This is a genomic window from Streptomyces sp. NPDC015220, from assembly GCF_043079345.1.
Taxonomy (GTDB): Bacteria; Actinomycetota; Actinomycetes; order Streptomycetales; family Streptomycetaceae; genus Streptomyces.
The window spans coordinates 16,461-34,418 of sequence record NZ_JBIBUK010000012.1 but is presented as its reverse complement, the minus strand read 5'-3'; the positions used below and the strand labels follow the sequence as shown (position 1 = coordinate 34,418).

Below are 17,958 nucleotides of genomic sequence, written 5' to 3'. Positions count from 1 at the left end.
GAGGGTCAAGCCCGGTCGGCACGGGACCTGTCCGGCGTCAGGCGGGGCACTGGTCCAGGGAGTCGGCCGTGCCCGAGCGGATCATCAGATAGCCGGAGCCGCCGATCTCCGCCACGGCGTAGCGGTGGTACGGCCAGTTCGCGCTCGCCTCCCGCTCGGCGACGAGCGCGCGGCAGGCCTCGCCCGCGGCCATGGCCGCCCAGGTCTCGACCTGTTCCTGGTCCCACCGCACATAGTCCGACCACACGTACATCGCCGAGTTCGCCGGGTCGAAGCCCACTTTGATCTCCTGGTTGCCGAGCACCTGATCGGTGCCGAGCGTGCCGCGCATCGCGTTGGCCCGGTCGATGACCTTCCTGGCGGCGCGGTCCGCGACCCGGATCTCGGCGCTGTCGGTGCTGGGGGTCATCGCCCGGCCGAGACCGTCGTCGTCCGGCTGCCAGTCCTGGCCGGTGTCGCTGCCGGTGCTGGTGCCGGCGTCCTGGCCGGTGCCGTCGTCGGCGGCCGACTCGCACCGTGTGTTGGTGATGAAGTCGTCCTGCCACGTCACCTGCGGGTCGCGGCCCGTCTCCTCCTTGACCATGACGTACGTGCGGTACGGCAGGTCCGGGTGCAGACGGAGGACGACGTCCCTCAGCGTCTGGCACATCAGCCCGGCGACCTGCGTCTCCGCGTACATCGTCCCGTCCTCGTCGGAGGCCAGCCGGTAGGAGAAGTAGACCTCACGGCGCGACTGGTGGAACCGTACGCCGCCCGGTGAGAAGTCCACGTTGTCGCCGAGTTCCTGGACCAGGGTCCCCTGGTCGTGCAGGACCGCGCGCGCCACGTCGTGCTCGCCCGCGCCCTGCGCCGTGCGCGCCTGCGCCCAGCTCTGGGCGGTCGCAGGGCCGTCGTTCGCGGTCTGCCGCTGCGACGCCGCCTTGCCGCTCCGCACGGTTTTCGCGGGCGGCCGCGCGGTCGCGGTCGAGGGGGAGGCGGAGGAAGCCGCGGCCGCGGACGCGTGCCCGCCGGCGCCGACGGAGCCGGGGCGCAGGGCCATCACACCACCGGTCAGGCCGCCGACGACCACCGCCGCGAGGACCACGGCGCCCACCAGCCGCTTCCTGGAACGGCCGGCGGGCAGAGGCCATGCCGGATCGTGCAGCGCCGGCACGTCCCAGACGGCGCTGACCAGGTCCCCGGCCACGGCGGTTGGGGCATCGGCGCCCACCACCTGGGTCACCTGCGAGGCCAGCAGCTCCCCGCACGCCCGGGCGGCTTCGTCGGCCGGCGGACGCTCGCCCGGATCCTTCGCCAGTGCCCTCTCCACGACGCCGCGGAGGGGGCCGGGGACGCCGTCCAGGTCGGGCTCGCCCGACATCACGCGGAACGCGACCACGTCGGGCGCCCCGGTTCCGAACGGCAGCCTGCCGGTGGCCGCGTAGGCCACGAGCGCCCCCCAGGCGAACACGTCGCTCGCGGGGCCGGTCGCCCCCGTGCGGTACTGCTCCGGACTGATCCAGCCCGGTGTCCCGGTCATGACGCCGGTGCGGGTGACACTGGTGCCGTCGGCGGCGTGCGCGATGCCGAAGTCCAGGACGCGGGGGCCGGAGGGCGTGAGGATGACGTTCTGCGGTTTCACGTCACGGTGCACCACACCGGCCGAGTGGACCGCCGACAGTGCCTGCGCGGTGGCCGCCGCGAGGGCGTGCAGGCTTCCGCCGGTGAGCGGCCCGTGCGTGAGGACGTGCTCGTTCAGGGTCGGGCCGGGGACGTAGGCGGTGGCCAGCCACGGCGTGTCCGCGTCCGGGTCGGCGGCGAGCAGGGGGACCAGATGAGGGCCGCCGACGCGCGAGGACAGTTCCACCTCACGCTTGAACCGCGCCCGGAACTCCGGTTCCTGAGCCTGCTGCGGGTGGATCACCTTCACGGCCACGCGTGCTCCGTCAGGGGCGAGTGCCGCGTGGACGGTGCCCATGCCCCCTGCGCCGAGGCGGCCGATGACGCGGTACGGGCCTATGCGGGAGGGGTCGCCGGGACGAGCCGGCTGGACTCTGCCGCCGGATCCGTTGTCGCTCACAGATGGTTCCTTGTCGCACAAAGGGGAGGTGACGTACGGATACTCGCATGCCTCCCACCCGGCCCTCCTCCGGCCCACCTCGTACGAGAGGGGGCGGGCCAGTGGGAGGGCGGGGCGGCGGGGACCGCCGGTCCGATCGGTGGTTCGGTACGGGAGGAGTGCCTCCTGGATCGATGCGCTGTCAGGCCGTCCGGGTCCCCGTCCCCCCCGGTTCCCCCAATGGGTGTGCTGCACAGCCCGCCTGCGACGTCCCGGCCGCCATCGACTCCCACGAGTTCGCCTTCGTCGACGCCAACCCGCGCGCGCCGCACGGAGCGAGGCTTTCGCGTCCGTGCCCGGCCTGAGTCTCTGGCACTGGGCACGGGACCCGTCCGCGCACGCCCACTCGCGCCGGCACGCGAAACTCGCGGTCGCCGACCGCCGCACCCTCTTCCTGGGCAGCGCCGACCTGACCGAGTCCGCGGCACGGCGCGACATCGAGGCCGGTGTCCTGGTGCACGGCGGTGAGGCACCCCGACGGGCGGCGGAGCACGTCCTGGAGTTGCAGCGGCTCGGGATACTCCGGCCTATGCCGTGAAGATCCGAGCCAGCCGCCGATAGGAGTCCACCAGGGCCTCGCGGTCGTACGTACTGGTGGTGACCAGCACCTCCTGTGCGCCCGTCTCCTTCAGGACCGTCTCCAGCGCGTCCCGCACCTGCTCCTCGGTACCGGAGATGTGACCGGTCAGGCCGGACTCGTACAGGCCGCGCTCCTTGCCGGACATCGGCAGGGCCGCTACGCGTTCGGCCGGTGGCAGCGGGGGGAACGTGCCGCGGGTTCGGGCGTGGGCCATCGACCAGGCCTCCGGGAGCAGGATGCGGCGGGCCTCCTCGGGGGCGGCGGCCACCGCGATCGTGCCGGAGACCACGACGTACGGCTCCGGCGCCCACGGGGAGGGCCGGAAGGCGGCGCGGTACCGGTCGACGCCGCGCAGCAGCTTCTCCCGGTCGCGCAGATCACCGATGACCATGGGCAGACCCGCGCGGGCGGCGATCGCGGCGCCCTCGCCCATCGCCAGGACGAACGGCGGCACGCGCAACCCTTCGGAGGGCCGGGCGTGCGCGCCCGTCGGCGACGTCCCCTCGAACCAGCCGAGCAGCTCCGCCAGCTGCGCCTCGAAGTCCTCGGCGTTCTCCCTGTCGCGGCCCAGGGCCCGGCGCACGCCGTCCGTGAAGCCGACGGAACGGCCGAGCCCCATGTCGATGCGGCCCGGGTACAACGCCTCCAGTACGCCGAACTGCTCGGCCACGACCAGGGGCTGGTGGTTGGGCAGCATCACCCCGCCCGTGCCGACCCGGATCGTGCGGGTCGCGGCGGCCACGGCCGCGGCGAGCACGGTCGGCGCGGAACCGGCCACCCCGGGCACGCCGTGGTGTTCCGACACCCAGAAGCGGTGGTAGCCCAGCCCCTCAGCCTCCCGCGCCAGCCGCACGGTGTCCCGCAGCGCCTCGGCGACGGGGTGCCCCTCGCGGACGCGGGAGCGGTCGAGCACGGAGAAACGGGTGGACGCGATCAGGGAACTCACAACGGGTTCAACGCGGTGGCGCGCCGGGGATTCCCGAATCGGCGCGCCGGGGGCTCGCCTCGGCGCGCCACGGGTTCCAGGACCTGCGCGCCGGGGACTTCCGACCTCGCCCGCTCGCCCGCTCGCCCGCTCGCCCGCTCGCCCGCTCGCCCGCGCACGCCGCCTCCCGGCCTCCGCTTCAGGGGCTTCAGGGGCGGCTTCGGGGCGGCGGTCAGTGCGTGGTGTCGTCGGTCTCGGGGCCCCAGTACTCCGGTCCGCCCCCGCGCCAGTCGATCAGCGGGGAGACCGAGACCTCCACGGGATCCACCTCCAGGCCGGCCCGGCGCAGGAACTCGGCGACGTCCGTGACGCTGTAGGCCAGCCCCAGGATCTCGCCGTTCACACGGACGCGCCGGCCACCCGTCGGGGAGGGCGGGTGCACGGTGACGGGCAGTGATCCGGACATGTTCCCAGCATCGGATGCCGGGCCCGGGCCCGCATCCGGACGGCCCGGCCCGGCCGGGGCCGTCCGGGCAACCCGGGGCCCGGAACACCTAGGCTGTGCGGTGTGACGGAGAGCAGCATGCGGCCCCTCGCCGTGTTCGACCTGGACAACACACTCGCCGACACGGCGCACCGGCAGCGGTTCCTGGAGCGGCGGCCCCGGGACTGGGACGCCTTCTTCGCCGCCGCGCCCGAGGACCCGCCGATCGCACAGGGTGTGCGCCTGGTCCTGGACAGTGCGCGCGAGTGCGACATCGTCTACCTCACCGGGCGGCCCGAGCGGTGCCGCCGGGACACGCTCGACTGGCTCGCCGCCCACGGGCTGCCCGAAGGGCCTGTCCACATGCGGCGCGACGCCGACCGTCGCCCGGCCCGCCGCACCAAGCTGGAGATCCTGCGCCGGCTCGCCCGGGAGCGTGAGGTGCGTGTCCTCGTCGACGACGACGAGCTGGTGTGCGCGGACGCCGAACGGGCGGGCTTCCGCGTCCTGCGGGCCCGCTGGGCGGCTCCGTCCGCGGAGCTGGAGGCCGCCCAGGAGAGTGAGGGGCGGACCTGACCCGGTCCGCCCCGGCGGGGTGTCTTCAGCCCGCGTCCTCGATGCGGAAGCCGACCTTCAGGCCCACCTGGTAATGCTCGATCCGCCCGTTCTCGATCTGGCCCCTGACCTGGGTCACCTCGAACCAGTCCAGGTTGCGCACGGTCTGCGAGGCGCGGGTGATGGCGTTGCGGATGGCCTCGTCGACGCCCTCGTGCGAACTGCCGACGATCTCGGTGACCCGGTAGATGTGGTCGGTCATGGGGGAGCTCCTCTCGGCGGATGGCGCCGGTGACGCCGGTGGCGGGGACGGCACGTCCGTCGGTGCCACACGTGTCACACGTCACTCCACCGTGCCGTATCCCGGGGCGGAACGCGAGATGTGCGGACTGTGACCGATACGTGACTTGACCTCCGCATTGGTCCATACCAAAATCCCAGCACGCCCGTGCGAGCCCCCGCTCGACCCCCCACGTCGGGATCTTCCCCCCTGTCCCCCGACAGAAATACAGGACCCTTCGTGAGACCTCGCCTCCTTGCCCTCGTCTGTGCGTCCGCCTCCCTGGTCAGTGCCTGCGGTGCGCTGCCGGGCGGCGCGGGCGGCCGGCACACCGTCACCGTGTGGCTGATGAAGGACAGCGCGTCGCAGGACTTCCTGCGCCGCTTCACCGAGGACTTCGAACGCACCCACAGCGACCTGCGCCTCGACATCCGCATCCAGCAATGGACCGGGATCGGCCCGAAGGTGCAGGCCGCGCTCAGCGGGAAGTCCGACGACGGCCCCGACGTCATCGAGGTCGGCAACACCCAGGTCGCGCAGTACGTCGAGGGCGGCCGGCTGACCAACCTGACCCTGGAGTCGATGCGGGACTGGCACATGCAGGACTGGCTGCCCGGCCTGGCCGAGCCGGGGCAGGACAACTCCGCGCAGTACGGCATCCCCTGGTACGCCGCCAACCGCGTCGTGATCTACCGCAAGGACCTGTTCGAGAAGGCGGGCATCACCTCCCCGCCCCGCACCCGGGACGAGTGGCTCACCGACACCGAGAAGCTGAACTCGGACGGCAACCAGGGCATCTACCTGGCCGGGCAGGACTGGTACACGCTCTCCGGCTTCATCTGGGACGAGGGCGGCGAGCTCGCCAAGCAGAGCGCCGACCTCTGGAAGGGCACCCTGGACACCCCGGCCGCCCTGCGGGGCATGGACTTCTACAAGCGGCTGCAGGCGCTCGGCGACGGCCCTGTCGGCGCCGACGAGGAACACCCCCCGCAGTCCGGCGTGTTCGCCGCCGGGAAGGTCGCGCAGATCCTCGCCACCCCCGGACTGGCCCAGGCCATCGTGCAGAAGAACCCGGCGCTCAAGGACCAGCTCGGCTTCTTCCCGGTGCCGGGCAAGACCGCCGAACGCCCCGGCTCCGTCTTCACCGGCGGTTCCGACCTCATCGTGCCCAGGAACACCGACGACCGGGACGCGGCCGTCGCCGTCGTGGCGGCCCTCACCGGCGCCAAGTGGGACACCGAACTGGCCCGCACCATGAACTACGTCCCCAACAAGACGAGCCTCGCCTCGGCGGTCGCCGACGAGGAGGGCGTCGCGGCCATGGCGGCGGGGGCCGCGCACGGCCGGGCGACCCCCAGCACGCCCCTGTGGGCGGCCGTCGAGGCCGACAACCCGATCAAGGCGTACATGACGAAGGTGCTGTCCGGCGGCGACCCGCTGACCGCCGCGCGCCGCGCCTCCCAGCAGATCACCGAGGAACTCGCGCCCGGCCTCGGCTGACCGCGCCCGGGAAGCGACCGCCCGCGGACGGACTCGGGCTGTCGGGGGAGACCGCCGTCCCCGGGGGAGACGGCGGCCCGGACCCGCGCCGGGGAAGGTGACGACCGCCGCCCGTCCCGGAGCGGCCGCACCGGCCAGGGGCAGTCGCCCGACGAGGGGCCCGAAGCGGGGCCCGGCGCGGGGCCCGCGCCGGGCCCCGCCAGGACGGGCAGCCGCCGCCCGGACCGGGCGCGGTGCACCGGTAACGGGGACAGTCGCCCGGTCGGGCTGCCGCCCGGTCGAGCCACTGCCCGGTCGGGCCGCCGCCCCTTCAGGTCACCGCCCCTACAGTCACTGCCCGTTCAGGCCGCAGCCCGGGTCAGGGCAGTCGCCGGGTCGGGGGTGCCGCCCCGACGCCGGGCGGCGCCCTCCCCTCTCACCGCGCCACGCTCACCGCACCACGCTCAGCGACAGCGCGAAGCGGTTCTCGCGGTCGGTCCACCAGCGGGCCAGCTCCAGGCCGGCGGAGGCGAGCTCACTCGCCACCCGGTCCTCGCGGAACTTGGCCGACACCTCGGTGCGCACTTCCTCGCCCGCCTCGAAGTGGACCGCGAGATCGAGAGCGGGCACCTTCACGGTCTGGGCGGCGCGGGAGCGCAGCCGCATCTCGATCCACTCCTCGTCGGCGTTCCAGAGCGCCACGTGCTCGAAGGAGTCAGGGTCGAAATCGGCGCCCAGTTCACGGTTGACGACGGCCAGGACGTTCTTGTTGAACGCGGCCGTCACCCCCGCCGCGTCGTCGTAGGCCCGCACCAGCACGTCCTCGTCCTTGACGAGGTCCGTGCCGAGCAGCAGCGCGTCGCCGGGGGAGAGCAGGGCGCGCACCGCCGTCAGGAACGCGGCGCGCTCGGCCGGCAGGAGGTTGCCGATGGTGCCGCCGAGGAACGCCAGCAGCCGCGGGCCGGGGGTGTCGGGCAGCGCCAGCCCGGCCGTGAAGTCGGCGACGAGCGCGTGCACCTCGGTCCCCGGCCGCTCGGCGGCCAGCGCCTGCCCGGCCTGGCGCAGCGCGCTCTCGCTGACGTCCACGGGAAGGTAACTGCGCAGGCCGGTGAGCGAGTCGAGCAGGTACCGGGTCTTCTCCGAGGAGCCGGAGCCCAGCTCGACCAGGGTGCGGGCGGGCAGCGCGGCGGCGATCTCGCCGGACCGGTCGGCGAGGATCTCCCGCTCGGCGCGGGTCGGGTAGTACTCGGGCAACTCGGTGATCCGCTCGAACAGTTCGCTGCCGTGCGCGTCGTAGAACCACTTCGGCGGCAGTGTCTTGGGGTCGGCGGTCAGGCCCTCGCGGACGTCGGCGCGCAGCGCGGCGGCCGTGGCGTCCTCGGGCAGGATGCGGGTGAGACGGAACGGGCTCAACGGGTGGGCTCCTCGGATGGTGCGGATGCCAGGTCCTCGGTGAGGTCCTTCAGTGGGGTCAGCAGGACGTCGGTGCGGCTCGCCGCGAGCAGCGTGCGGTCGGGGACCTGGAGCCAGTGCGGATCGTCGTCGTAGGGTTCGGAGGCCACCACCACCGTGCGGCGGCCGGGCTCGGCGAGGTACCACAGCGTGTCGCCCCAGGCGGTCGCGGTGATCGTCTCGCCGTCGGTGAGCAGCAGGTTGAGCCGGGAGCCGGGGGCCGCCGCGGCGACCTCCAGCACGGTGTCGCCGAGCGCCTGCCCCGCCTCGTCGCCGCCGCGCAGCCGGGCCAGCACCAGCGCCCACACCAGCGCGGAGTCGTTGCGGGCCTCCAGCGTCAGCAGGTCCTCGGGCGGCAGGGCCCGGGCCGTCGCGGCGAGCGTGCCCGGCCAGCCGGTCACGACGCCGTTGTGGCTGAACAGCCAGCGGTCCGCGGCGAACGGCGCCGCCGCGGCCTCCGCGTCCGCCCCCGACAGGGTCGCGTCCCGCACCGCGGCGAGCAGCGCGCCGGTGCGCACGACCCGGGCCAGGTCGGTGAAGGACAGGTCCGCCCAGATCGGCCCGGCCCGGCGGTAGCGGGCCGGCACCGGGTCGCCGGCGGCGTACCAGCCGACCCCGAAACCATCGGCGTTGACCGTCCCGTGCCGCTGCCGCCGGGGCGCCCACGACTGCCGGTACAGGCCGTGCGGCGGATCCACGAGGAGCCGGCCGAACGGCTCCTCGGGCCCCAGGTACGCGAGGTGACGGCACATCAGAGGGCCGTCCCGGAGCGCGCCGTGCGGAATCCGGAGAAGATCTGCCGCCGGATCGGGTAGTCCCAGTTGCGGAACGTGCCCCGGCAGGCCACCGGGTCCACGGCGAACGAACCGCCGCGCAGCACCTTGTACTCGGGGCCGAAGAACACCTCCGAGTACTCCTTGTACGGGAACGCGACGAAGCCCGGATAGGGCAGGAAGTCGCTCGCCGTCCACTCCCACACGTCGCCGATCAACTGCCGCACGCCCAGCGGCGACTCACCGGCCGGATAGCTGCCGGCCGGGGCCGGGCGAAGGTGCCGCTGGCCGAGGTTGGCGTGGTCCGGGGACGGTTCGGCGTCGCCCCACGGGTAGCGCCTGCAGCGGCCGGTCGCGGGGTCGTGGCGTGCCGCCTTCTCCCACTCGGCCTCGGTCGGCAGCCGGCGCCCGGCCCAGCGGGCGTAGGCGTCGGCCTCGTACCAGCACACGTGCATCACCGGTTCGTCGGCCGGCACCACCTCGGTCACACCGAACCGGCGGCGCAGCCACTGCCCGCCGTCACGGCGCCAGAACAGCGGCGCGGTGATCCCGTGCCGCCGTATGTGGTCCCAGCCGTCCGGCGCCCACCAGCGGGGATCGGTGTAGCCGCCGTCCTCGACGAAGGCCCGGTACGCGCCGTTGGTCACCGGTGTGGTGTCGATCCAGAACGGCGCCACCTCGCGCACGTGCGCGGGTTTCTCGTTGTCCAGCGCCCACGGCTCGCCGCTGGTGCCCATGGTGAACGGGCCGCCGGGGACGAGGACCTCGGCCGGGCCGGTGTGCAGCGGGGCCGGGTCCGGGTCCGGCGCGGAGAGCGCGGGCGGGCCGGTGCGGAGCTGATGGGTTATCAGCATGGTCTCGTCGTGCTGCTGCTCGTGCTGCGCGATCATGCCGAAGGCGAAACCCGCCTCGGTCAGCCGGCTCCCGTGGAACGCGGTGGACTCCAGCAGGTCCAGCACCCGTCCGCGCACCTCCGCCGCGTACCCGCGGGCCTCGTCAGGGGCGAGCAGCGGCAGCGAGGGCCGTTCGGCGCGCGGGTGCTCGAAGGCGTCGTAGAGGCTGTCGATCTCGGGGCGCATCGCCTCCCGGCCGGCGACCGCCCGCAGCAGCCACAGCTCCTCCTGGTTGCCGATGTGCGCCAGGTCCCACACCAGCGGCGACATCAACGGGGAGTGCTGGGCGGTGAGGTCGGGCTCCTCGACGCAGGTGGTCAGCAGCGTGGTGCGGTCCCGGGCGGTGGTGAGCGAACCCAGGGCGCGCTCGCGCAGCGCGTCGGCGTCGGGAGCGGACAGGGCGTCGGGTGCGGAGCCGGATACGGCGTCGGGTGCCCGGTCGGTCATGTCCGGTCGTCCTTCCCGTGGTCGGTGGGGGCGCCCCCGGTCGGGCGAAGGCGGGACCGGGAGGAGTCCGGGCCGCCCAGTCGGTCGAGCAGGTCGTCGGCGGGACAGCGGCCCCTGAGCACGTAGCGGTCCAGATAGGTCCGCACGGCGTGCGTGACCTGGGCGGTGGCGCCGAGCCGGGGCAACGCCTCCAGGGCGGCCATGAAGCAGGCGATCGCCGCCTCGTGCAGTTCCGGGTCGGCCAGCCCGGTCCGGGCGGCCTCGGTCCACAGCGGGTTGTGCGGCGCGGGCCGCGCGAGGGTCCGCTCGGCGAGCGGCTTCACCGCCCGGTAGGCGCTCTCGGCGGCCGCCGGATCGTCGAACAGCGCCGCCGTCACCGCGAGCGGCACGATCCACCCGTCGTCGCCGGGCTGCGCGTCGATCATGCGCAGCTCCAGATGACCCCGCGGCCGGACCGGCGGGAACAACGTGGTGAGGTGGTAGTCGAGGTCCTCCTTCGTCGGCGGCCTCGGCGCGCCCGTCCGGATCCACTCGCGGAACGTCAGCCCGTCGGGCACCTCCCACGGCCCCTCGGCACGCCGTACGCACATCACCGGCGCGTCCAGCACGTGCCGGGCCCAGGCGGTGCGCGGATCGCCGTCGAGCGGGGGAGCGCCCGCACGGCCGGGGCCGATCTCGGTCCACAGCAGCTGCCGGGTGGAGACCCAGCCGGTGGGGCGGTGTCCGACCAGCGGCGAGTTGGCGAACGCGGCCACCAGCACCGGGCCGAGCTGGTGGGCGAGCCACCAGCGACGTCCGTGACCCAGGGGGCCGGGTTCCTCGTGACCGGCGTCCAGGGACACCTGCACGGAGGCCGAGGTGCACATCATGTGACGCCCGGCCGGGCCGCCGCGGTCCAGGCATGCCTCCAGGGCGTCGTAGCGCCGCTCGCGCAGGAACCTGCGGGGGGCGTGCCAGGGGTCGTGACCGAGGCCGACGAGGCGCAGCCCCTGGTCGGCCAGTACGGCACGGACGGCGTCGAGGTCGGCGGAGACGGTGCCGACGCACTCCATCAGGGAGGCGGCGGGCGGCGAGCTCAGTTCGAGCTGGCCGCCGGGCTCGACGGTGAGAGCCGAGTCCAGGGGCACGGTCCGCAGCGCGGCGTAGGCCGCTTCGAGACGTTCGGGTGTCACGGGGAGCCGCGGTGTGCGCAGCTCGTGGACGAGCCATTCCACTTCGACGCCGAGGGTGCGGGGCGGTCCGGTCTTGAAGCAGATGCCGCTGACCAGAGCCTCGACCTCGGCTTCCGTCAAGGCCGTACGGTGCTCCGTACAGCCGCTTGCCGAATCGGACATGTCGGGATCCTCCTGAGAGTCCACCATGCCACCGGCCCCGGTTCGATGGGCGGGACCGGCGACGCACCGTCCCACCCAAAACCCTTCGACCGATCCGCACAAGGGTGCAGAACGGGACAATACTGCCTCGGATTCTGCGTTTCCGCGATGTTTCCCACCGCTTCACAGGACTCCGGGGGTGTTTCGGCGAGGGCTCGGCAGGTCCCCCGAAGGGCTCCGGCCGGACTCGCGCGCGGCGCGGTGCGCCGCGTTCACCGTCGGCGCCGCAAGCGGGCGCCGGACGCGGCTGCCGGGAACGGCTGCCGGGAGTGGCCGCGGGAGCGGGGAAACTCCGTTGCGCCACGGTGCCGGAATCGATCACGATGCGTCCATGAGTACGACGGAGGAGGCGGCGCTGGCCGCGCTCATGGCGCCCACGGGGGTGGCGCCATGAGCGCCCGCCTGCGTGGCATCGCGCAGCAGACCGAGCAGATCGTCATGGCGGGGTCCTATCGTGCCGCCGACGGGCGCGAGGTGCCGGTGGCGGCGGCGGTCGAGGCCGCCCGGAACGGCACGCGCGTGTACGGCCCGGGCCCGGTGCCGGTACCCCGGTGGACTCCGGCCGGGACGACGGCCGTCGAGGTCACGGGGGAGAGCAGCCTGGAGGCGGCCCGGCGGCTCACCGGCCCGGTGGCCGTGCTGAACTTCGCCTCCGCCCGCAACCCGGGCGGCGGCTACCTCAACGGCGCGCAGGCCCAGGAGGAGGCCCTGTGCCGCGCCGCCGCGCTGTACACCTGTCTGCTCCGGGCCCGGGAGTTCTACGACCACCACCGGGCCCACCGCGATCCGTTCTACTCCGACCGGGTGATTCACTCGCCGGCCGTACCGGTCTTCCGCGACGACCGCGGGCGGCTGCTGGACGAGCCGTACACCGCCGGCTTCCTGACCGCCGCCGCGCCGAACGCCGGAGTGGTCCTGCGCGACGCGCCGGAGCGCGCCGCCGGACTGCCGCGCGCCCTGGCGATCCGCGCCGAGCGGGTCCTGGAGACGGCCGCCGCGCACGGCTACCGGCGGCTGGTGCTGGGCGCGTGGGGCTGCGGAGTCTTCCGCAACGACCCGGCGCAGGTGGCGGAGGCCTTCCGGGCGCCGCTCGCCCCCGGCGGGCGGTTCGCGGACGCCTTCGAACACGTGGTGTTCGGGGTGCTGGACCGCACGCCGGGCAACGCCGTCCGTGCGGCGTTCATACGAGCGTTCGCTTGATCGCAGCGGCAGCGGCAGCCGCAGTCACCTTGGCTGCTGCGACAGGCGCCGTGGCCGCCGCGGGGCCGGTCAGCTCCAGCCGTACCGTTCCCGCAGCCGGTGCACGACCGCGTTGAACCGCATCCGGTCCAGCGCGCACGCCTCGCGTCGCATGCCGTCCTCGTGCAGCCGCAGCACCCGGTCGACGGCCACCCACGAGTCACGTCCCGTCCGGTCCCACGGGCCGTTGCCTATCGGCACCCATTCCCGGTCGCCGTCGTGCGCCTTGCTGGAGAGCTGGACGGCGAGGAGCGTGCCGGCGGCCTCGCGGGCGACCACGAGCACCGGACGGTCCTTGCCCCGCCCGTCGTTCTCCTCGAAGGGCACCCAGGTCCAGACGATCTCGCCGGGGTCGGGGTCGCCGTCGTGGGCGGGCGCGTACTCGGTGCGCACCCTGCCGACCTCGCGCGGGTCGGCCTCGGTGGTGGCGCCGGGGCCGAATCGGCCGGGGACGTTCTCGTCGGTGAAGGTAGTCACGGGAGGAACCCTAGCGAGGCGGTTTCGTACGGATCCGTCGGCCGTCGGTCCGGGTGTGCCGGCTCGACCATGTGGCCAGCACCCCTTGGGCGGTTCGTCCTGTGCGCCGGCTGCTGTCGTGACGCGCGAAGGGCGGATCGTGTTCGCGGCGAGCGGCGGCCGTGCCTTCGCGGGAGAGGGGCGGAGAGGCGCTCTCGGCTGGAAAAGCCTGTCCCAGCCGCCCGTTCGGAGGGGCACGCACCGGTGCGGCGGTAACGGGCGTGCCGGAACCGGTGGTTGGGGGACACCGGCGTGATGTGCTGAGCGGTTGGTCTGATGCGTCTGCCCAGCCGGTGGTCAGTGCTGCCGCCCACGCGTCCGGCAGTGCCATGGCCTGGACCGATGGCCGGAACGAGTGCTCGCACCCGCCTGGAACGCCCGACCCGCCGGGCTCCGCACCGACCCTCCTCGCACGGGCGGGCAGCCCCGGCCCTCCGATCGAGGAGCCACGGAGGACCGTGCTCGGGCCCCGGTCCTTCGCCGGCGGACCCACCGCCCGGAACCTCGCTTCCCCGGCTCCCGCCGGGCGGTCACCGCCCGGCGGCCGACCGCGGACCACCCGCCCGGCCGGGGCTGCCCGACGGCTACTGGCCGAAATTGTTTGGTCCAGACCATTGCTCTTCGGTCCGGCTGTGAAGGAAGCTGCTCACCAAGCACCGGACCATCACGACCGGAGCGCTCGCCACCGGAACAGGAAGGCAGCAACACACCCATGCGCAAAGCGATTTCGACCCTGAGTCTGACCGGAGTGCTGGCCGCAGCCGCCCTGCTGCTCGCCCCGTCCGCCCAGGCCGCCGGTCTCGTCTACGTCGGCATGTACCCGAGCGCCGCCGCCTGCGACGCGGCCGGCAAGGAGTACGTGGCCCGCGGTCAGGCGGTCAGCTACTTCTGTGACGTCGCCCCCACCACCGCCCGCCTGTCCATCTGGGCCTGACCGGCCTCACCGCCGGGCGCCGACACGCTCGGCGCTGAACCGGCCCGGCGGCCATCCGGCCTCCGGCCCGGCGGCCATCCGGCCTCCGGCCCGGCGGCCATCCGGCCTCCGGGTCGACGGCCCCTTCCCTCCGTACGCCGTCGACCGCCCGGAGGGAAGGGCGTCCGTCGAGCGCGCCCGATGTTCCGGTCGACCTTCCGCCGCCCTGGACCGCCGTCCGGCGCGCCCGGCCGCCGGGCATGCGATCCCCGACGCCCCGCGCAAGCCCGGGCGGTCCGTCCGGCACTCGACCGCCGCACACCGCGCACAGCACGTGCACGGCGCACGTCCGCGCCGGCGCCCGCACCGTCCGTCAGGAGACCGTGCCGTGCGGCCGGATCCACATGCCGGGACGGCGTCGGTGCACGGTCAGGTAGGTGAGGCCGTCCGTGCCCGCGGTGATGCTGCGGGTGGAGCCGTGCGGCAGCCAGACCGTGGCGCCCTCGGCCAGCGGCCGGGGCTCGTCCGCCGTACCGGCGCCGAGTACGCCGCCTCCGGAGACGACGAGCAGCAGCACGTCGAGGTCCGGCTCGGCATGGGGTGCCACGCGCCCGCCCGGTGCGATCCGCACGAGGTTCGCGTCGAGCTGGCGTCCGGCCTCCGCCAGCTTCCACAGCACGCCGCCCGGGATCGGCGGATCGGCGGCCAGCTCCCGGGCGTCGCACAGGACGCGCGGCTCCGGTTCCACGGGAAGGGTCGGCCCTTCCTGTTCCACCTGTTCCGCGTGTTCCGCCGCCGGACCGGCGGGCCCGGCTGGTTCCGCCGGTCCGGCCGGTCCGGTGTCGTGTCCGGAGGACGACGCCATGGTGCACCCCTCTTCCGTTCGGCTCCGCTGGCTCGCCTACTATTATTCCAGTAGGGATTCGGAAAAAATCTCCGCAGGCCAGAAGGGGTGAGCGGGTGTGGCCGACGCACGGGAGAGCCCCCGTCGGCGCGAAGTGCTTGAGGTGCTGCGCGCCGCGGCCGGACCGCTGGGCGTCGTGGAGACGGCCGAGCGGATCGGCGTCCACCCGAACACCGTGCGCTTCCACCTGGACGCCCTGGTGGCCGAGGGGCTGGTCGAGCGGCGGGCGGAGGAGCCCTCGGGGGCGGCCCGGCCCCGCCCTGGGCCAGGCCGTCCCCGGACCGTGTACTCCCCGCGGCCGGGCATGGACCGCGGCGGCACTCGGAGTTACCGGCTGCTGGCGCGGATGCTGCTCAGCCAGCTGGCGTCCCGGGGACCCGAGGCGCGGACGGCCGCGCAGGAGGCGGGCCGGGAGTGGGGGCGGTTCCTGATCGACCCGCTGCCGACCTCTTGGCGGCCGACGGCCGAGGAGTCGGCGGCCCGTCTGGTCACCCTCCTGGACGACCTGGGCTTCGACCCGGCGCCCGAGGCGGAGGGTACCGGCCGGCCACCGCGGCACATCCGGTTGCGCCACTGCCCGTTTCTCGAACTGGCAGAGGAATATGGCGAGTTGGTGTGCCCACTCCATCTGGGGCTGATGCAGGGAGCACTGGCGGAACTCCGGGCCCCGCTGACCGCGACCGGCCTGGAACCGTTCGCCGAACGCGATTCCTGTCTGGCGCACCTGGCCCGGTCGGACGGGGCGCCCCACCCCGTCCAGGCGCCCGCCGAATGACGTGAACAGGCCGGGGGGCGCTCACCGCGCCCCGGCCCGGCAGAAAGGCAATCCATCGATGAACACCACGTCGGCCGCCACGGCGAGCGCGGTCACCTTCGTCTGGCTCGGCATGGTGTTGGCCATCTCCTTCCTGGAGGCTCCGCTGAAGTTCCGCGCCCCCGGCGTGACCATCCCGATCGGCCTGGGCATCGGCCGGTTGGTCTTCCGGGCGCTGAACCTGGTGGAGAGCGTCCTGGCGGTGGTGGTGATCGTCGCGGTCGCCGCGGGCGGCGCACCGGCCCTGGTCGTCGCCCTGACCGCGGCCGTGGCCGTGCTGCTCCTGGCGCAGCTCGTCTTCGTCCGCCCCCGGCTCAACCGCAGGTCCGACCGGGTCCTGGCCGGCGAGGAGGGACCCCGCTCGCGCGGCCATCTGGTCTACGTGGCCCTGGAGTTCGCCAAGGTTGCCGCACTGATCGCCCTGGGGATCGGCCTGCTGACGGTGTGAACCGGCGACCGAGGTACCGGGGGTTCAGCCGCCGCGGTGGCTGAACCCCCGGACGCGCCCGGGCGAGCGCCGGAGCGGTTCTCACCCTTCGTCGCGGTCCAACGGCACCTTCTGCGCGGTGGGAGCCGAGGGCGGCACGGTCCCGGCCAGGGCGGGTGAAGCGCCGCCGCGCTCCGGGGAACCCGTCCCCGGGAGGGCGGAGCCGGGTCCACCGCGGACCTGCCCGTCCCGGCCCGGGTCCCCCTGGCTCCGGTCATCCCGGCTCAGTTCGCCCTGGCTCCGGCCTTCGTGGTCCCGGCCGTCCTGGTTCGTCGACGCCAGAAGCCGGCGGGCCAGGCCCAGACCGGTGCCGCCCATGGTCAGCGCCTTGGCGAACAGGTCGGTCATGCCGTCGGCGCCGTTGAGCAGCACCATGTTGTCCACGTTGCCGAAGGCCGAGGCGCCCGCCTGGACGATCTCCGGCCAGTTCTCGGCCAGTTGCTGGGCGACGACGGCCTCCTGGTTCTCGGCGAGGGCCGCCGCCCGGGCCTTGATGGCCTCCGCCCGCGCCAGTCCATCGGCCCTGGCCGCCTCGGCGTTCGCCAGACCCCTGGCCTGCGCGGCGGCCGCCTCGGCCTCCCCGGTGGCACGGGTGGCCGCCGCCGTCGCGGCGCCCCGGGCCCTGGTGGCCTCCGCCTCGGCGCCCGCGGCCGTCTTGACCCGGGTCGCCTCGGCCGCCGCCGCGAGTTCGGTCTCCTTGGCCTTCGCCTGGGCCGCGGAGATCCGCGCGTCCCGCTCGGCCTCGGCCAGCGTGCGCTTCTCGTACGCCGTGGCGTCCGCCGGTTTGCGCACGTCCGCCTGGAGTTGCTGCTCGCGCCGGTGCGCCTCCAGTTCGGCGACCCGCGTCTCCTGGACGACGACCTCCTGCCGGGCGGCCGCGTCCGCGAGCGGCCCGGCCTGCTTGGCCTTCGCCGCCGCCTTGTCCCGCTCGGCCTGGTAACCGGCCTGAAGGATCTCGCTGTCCCGGGTGGCCTCGGCCATCCGCGCGAACGACTGCTGTTCCGCCTCCGTGGCGAGGCGGTTGGCCTCGGCCTGCGCGATGCGCGCGTCCCGCTGCACGGCCGCCGCGTGCGGCATCGCCAGGTTCTGGATGTATCCCGTCGGGTCCTCGATCTCGTGGATCTGCAACGAGTCCACGATCAGACCGAGCTTCTCCATCTCCGTGCCGCAGGCCGCGCGGGTCTGCCCGGTCAGCTTCTCCCGGTCGCGGATCATGTCCTCCACCGTCAACCCGCCCACGATCGAGCGCAGATGCCCGGCGAAGACGTTGTGCACCCGCTCCGACACCAGCTTCTGCTGGTCCAGGAAACGGCGAGCGGCGTTCGCGATCGACACGAAGTCGTCGCCCACCTTGAAGATGACCACGCCCCGCACCTTCAGCGGAATCCCCTGGTGGGTCACGCAGTCCACGTGCAGCTCGGTCTCGTTCAGGTCGAGCGAGAGCTTGCGCACCGCCTGCACACCGGGCAGCACCAGCGTGCCGCGCCCGGTGACGATGCGGAAGCCCATGCCCTCCTCGAGGCCCTCGGTACGGTGCTTGGAACCAGAGATGATCAGTGCCTCGTTGGGCTCGGCGACCCGCCACATCATCTTGAACAGACCGATCAGAACCAGTACGGCGACGACCGCCGCCCCCGCCACGACGCCGACGACCATCGGCATGCGCCCCCTTTGGGTTGGTGCCCGTTCGGCACCGAACGAGGGGAGTGTGCTCCTCGCCGGGCCCGCGGTGAAGACACCGGCGGG

At 73.9% G+C, this 17,958-nt stretch carries 18 protein-coding genes; 7 read left to right on the top strand and 11 right to left on the bottom strand.

What is annotated here, in order from left to right:
• Positions 1–37 precede the first annotated feature (37 nt).
• On the bottom strand, positions 38–2,059 hold the full coding sequence (locus ACF061_RS23155; protein ID WP_392268847.1) for a serine/threonine-protein kinase: 2,022 nt from the start codon (positions 2,057–2,059) through the stop codon (positions 38–40).
• Positions 2,060–2,390: 331 nt separating this feature from the next.
• Between ACF061_RS23155 and ACF061_RS23150 the strand changes: the two genes are divergently transcribed.
• Positions 2,391–2,636 carry a phospholipase D-like domain-containing protein gene (locus ACF061_RS23150; protein WP_392268846.1) on the top strand — a complete coding sequence of 82 codons (246 nt, stop codon included), beginning with the start codon at positions 2,391–2,393 and terminating at the stop codon, positions 2,634–2,636.
• Here ACF061_RS23150 and ACF061_RS23145 read toward each other — a convergent pair.
• Positions 2,626–3,624 (bottom strand): LLM class flavin-dependent oxidoreductase, encoded by a 999-nt coding sequence (locus ACF061_RS23145; RefSeq protein ID WP_392268845.1) that lies wholly within the window; start codon positions 3,622–3,624, stop codon positions 2,626–2,628. The two genes, ACF061_RS23150 and ACF061_RS23145, sit on opposite strands and share 11 nt — an antisense overlap.
• Before the next feature lie 211 nt (positions 3,625–3,835).
• A complete protein-coding gene (locus tag ACF061_RS23140; RefSeq protein WP_392268844.1) occupies positions 3,836–4,069 on the bottom strand; it encodes a hypothetical protein in 234 nt (77 codons plus the stop codon).
• A gap of 102 nt (positions 4,070–4,171) precedes the next feature.
• Between ACF061_RS23140 and ACF061_RS23135 the strand changes: the two genes are divergently transcribed.
• A complete protein-coding gene (locus ACF061_RS23135; RefSeq protein ID WP_392268843.1) occupies positions 4,172–4,663 on the top strand; it encodes a hypothetical protein in 492 nt (163 codons plus the stop codon).
• A 25-nt stretch (positions 4,664–4,688) separates the two neighbouring features.
• On the opposite strand, the gene ACF061_RS23130 is transcribed toward ACF061_RS23135, so the two are convergent.
• Positions 4,689–4,904 (bottom strand): dodecin, encoded by a 216-nt coding sequence (locus ACF061_RS23130; RefSeq protein ID WP_392268842.1) that lies wholly within the window; start codon positions 4,902–4,904, stop codon positions 4,689–4,691.
• Between the two features lie 258 nt (positions 4,905–5,162).
• On the opposite strand from ACF061_RS23130, the gene ACF061_RS23125 reads away from it, so the two are divergent.
• Positions 5,163–6,422: an extracellular solute-binding protein gene (locus tag ACF061_RS23125; RefSeq protein WP_392268841.1), complete on the top strand. Its 1,260-nt coding sequence runs from the start codon at positions 5,163–5,165 to the stop codon at positions 6,420–6,422.
• Positions 6,423–6,851: 429 nt separating this feature from the next.
• On the opposite strand, the gene egtD is transcribed toward ACF061_RS23125, so the two are convergent.
• From egtD to egtA, 4 genes are read right to left on the bottom strand one after another with little or no spacing between them, the layout of a single operon-like run.
• Positions 6,852–7,814 (bottom strand): L-histidine N(alpha)-methyltransferase, encoded by a 963-nt coding sequence (gene egtD, locus ACF061_RS23120; protein WP_392268840.1) that lies wholly within the window; start codon positions 7,812–7,814, stop codon positions 6,852–6,854.
• The gene (egtC, locus tag ACF061_RS23115; protein WP_392268839.1) at positions 7,811–8,605 is read right to left on the bottom strand and encodes an ergothioneine biosynthesis protein EgtC; all 795 of its coding nucleotides are present in this window, start codon (positions 8,603–8,605) and stop codon (positions 7,811–7,813) included. Before egtC ends, egtD begins: the two co-directional genes overlap by 4 nt.
• The gene (gene egtB / locus ACF061_RS23110; protein ID WP_392268838.1) at positions 8,605–9,966 is read right to left on the bottom strand and encodes an ergothioneine biosynthesis protein EgtB; all 1,362 of its coding nucleotides are present in this window, start codon (positions 9,964–9,966) and stop codon (positions 8,605–8,607) included. Before egtB ends, egtC begins: the two co-directional genes overlap by 1 nt.
• Entirely contained in the window at positions 9,963–11,300 is a 1,338-nt protein-coding gene (gene egtA, locus ACF061_RS23105; protein WP_392268837.1) for an ergothioneine biosynthesis glutamate--cysteine ligase EgtA, read from the bottom strand. Before egtA ends, egtB begins: the two co-directional genes overlap by 4 nt.
• A 429-nt stretch (positions 11,301–11,729) precedes the next feature.
• On the opposite strand from egtA, the gene ACF061_RS23100 reads away from it, so the two are divergent.
• Positions 11,730–12,539 (top strand): TIGR02452 family protein, encoded by an 810-nt coding sequence (locus ACF061_RS23100; RefSeq protein ID WP_392268836.1) that lies wholly within the window; start codon positions 11,730–11,732, stop codon positions 12,537–12,539.
• Positions 12,540–12,608: 69 nt separating this feature from the next.
• Here the strand turns inward: ACF061_RS23100 and ACF061_RS23095 are convergent, their stop codons facing one another.
• Positions 12,609–13,055, bottom strand: coding sequence for a type II toxin-antitoxin system PemK/MazF family toxin (locus ACF061_RS23095; protein WP_392268835.1), 447 nt, complete (start codon positions 13,053–13,055; stop codon positions 12,609–12,611).
• A gap of 751 nt (positions 13,056–13,806) precedes the next feature.
• Between ACF061_RS23095 and ACF061_RS23090 the strand changes: the two genes are divergently transcribed.
• Complete coding sequence (locus ACF061_RS23090) at positions 13,807–14,028, top strand: hypothetical protein (RefSeq protein WP_392268834.1); 222 nt, start codon at positions 13,807–13,809, stop codon at positions 14,026–14,028.
• Between the two features lie 352 nt (positions 14,029–14,380).
• Here ACF061_RS23090 and ACF061_RS23085 read toward each other — a convergent pair whose 3' ends face one another.
• A complete protein-coding gene (locus ACF061_RS23085; RefSeq protein WP_392268833.1) occupies positions 14,381–14,755 on the bottom strand; it encodes a cupin domain-containing protein in 375 nt (124 codons plus the stop codon).
• A 214-nt stretch (positions 14,756–14,969) separates the two neighbouring features.
• On the opposite strand from ACF061_RS23085, the gene ACF061_RS23080 reads away from it, so the two are divergent.
• Positions 14,970–15,686, top strand: a complete 717-nt coding sequence (locus tag ACF061_RS23080) for a helix-turn-helix transcriptional regulator (RefSeq protein ID WP_392268832.1) — start codon at positions 14,970–14,972, stop codon at positions 15,684–15,686.
• Between the two features lie 58 nt (positions 15,687–15,744).
• Complete coding sequence (locus tag ACF061_RS23075; protein WP_392268831.1) at positions 15,745–16,173, top strand: hypothetical protein; 429 nt, start codon at positions 15,745–15,747, stop codon at positions 16,171–16,173.
• An 81-nt stretch (positions 16,174–16,254) separates the two neighbouring features.
• On the opposite strand, the gene ACF061_RS23070 is transcribed toward ACF061_RS23075, so the two are convergent.
• On the bottom strand, positions 16,255–17,874 hold the full coding sequence (locus ACF061_RS23070; protein WP_392268830.1) for an SPFH domain-containing protein: 1,620 nt from the start codon (positions 17,872–17,874) through the stop codon (positions 16,255–16,257).
• Between the last annotated feature and the right edge of the window lie 84 nt (positions 17,875–17,958).

Bases quoted from the DNA above. Each gene is read 5' to 3' on its own strand.
- ACF061_RS23140 (WP_392268844.1), bottom strand. From the start codon at position 4,069: ATGTCCGGATCACTGCCCGTCACCGTGCACCCGCCCTCCCCGACGGGT.
- ACF061_RS23130 (WP_392268842.1), bottom strand. From the start codon at position 4,904: ATGACCGACCACATCTACCGGGTCACCGAGATCGTCGGCAGTTCGCAC.
- egtC (WP_392268839.1), bottom strand. From the start codon at position 8,605: ATGTGCCGTCACCTCGCGTACCTGGGGCCCGAGGAGCCGTTCGGCCGG.
- egtB (WP_392268838.1), bottom strand. From the start codon at position 9,966: ATGACCGACCGGGCACCCGACGCCGTATCCGGCTCCGCACCCGACGCC.
- egtA (WP_392268837.1), bottom strand. From the start codon at position 11,300: ATGTCCGATTCGGCAAGCGGCTGTACGGAGCACCGTACGGCCTTGACG.
- ACF061_RS23100 (WP_392268836.1), top strand. From the start codon at position 11,730: ATGAGCGCCCGCCTGCGTGGCATCGCGCAGCAGACCGAGCAGATCGTC.
- ACF061_RS23090 (WP_392268834.1), top strand. From the start codon at position 13,807: ATGCGCAAAGCGATTTCGACCCTGAGTCTGACCGGAGTGCTGGCCGCA.
- ACF061_RS23075 (WP_392268831.1), top strand. From the start codon at position 15,745: ATGAACACCACGTCGGCCGCCACGGCGAGCGCGGTCACCTTCGTCTGG.
- ACF061_RS23070 (WP_392268830.1), bottom strand. From the start codon at position 17,874: ATGCCGATGGTCGTCGGCGTCGTGGCGGGGGCGGCGGTCGTCGCCGTA.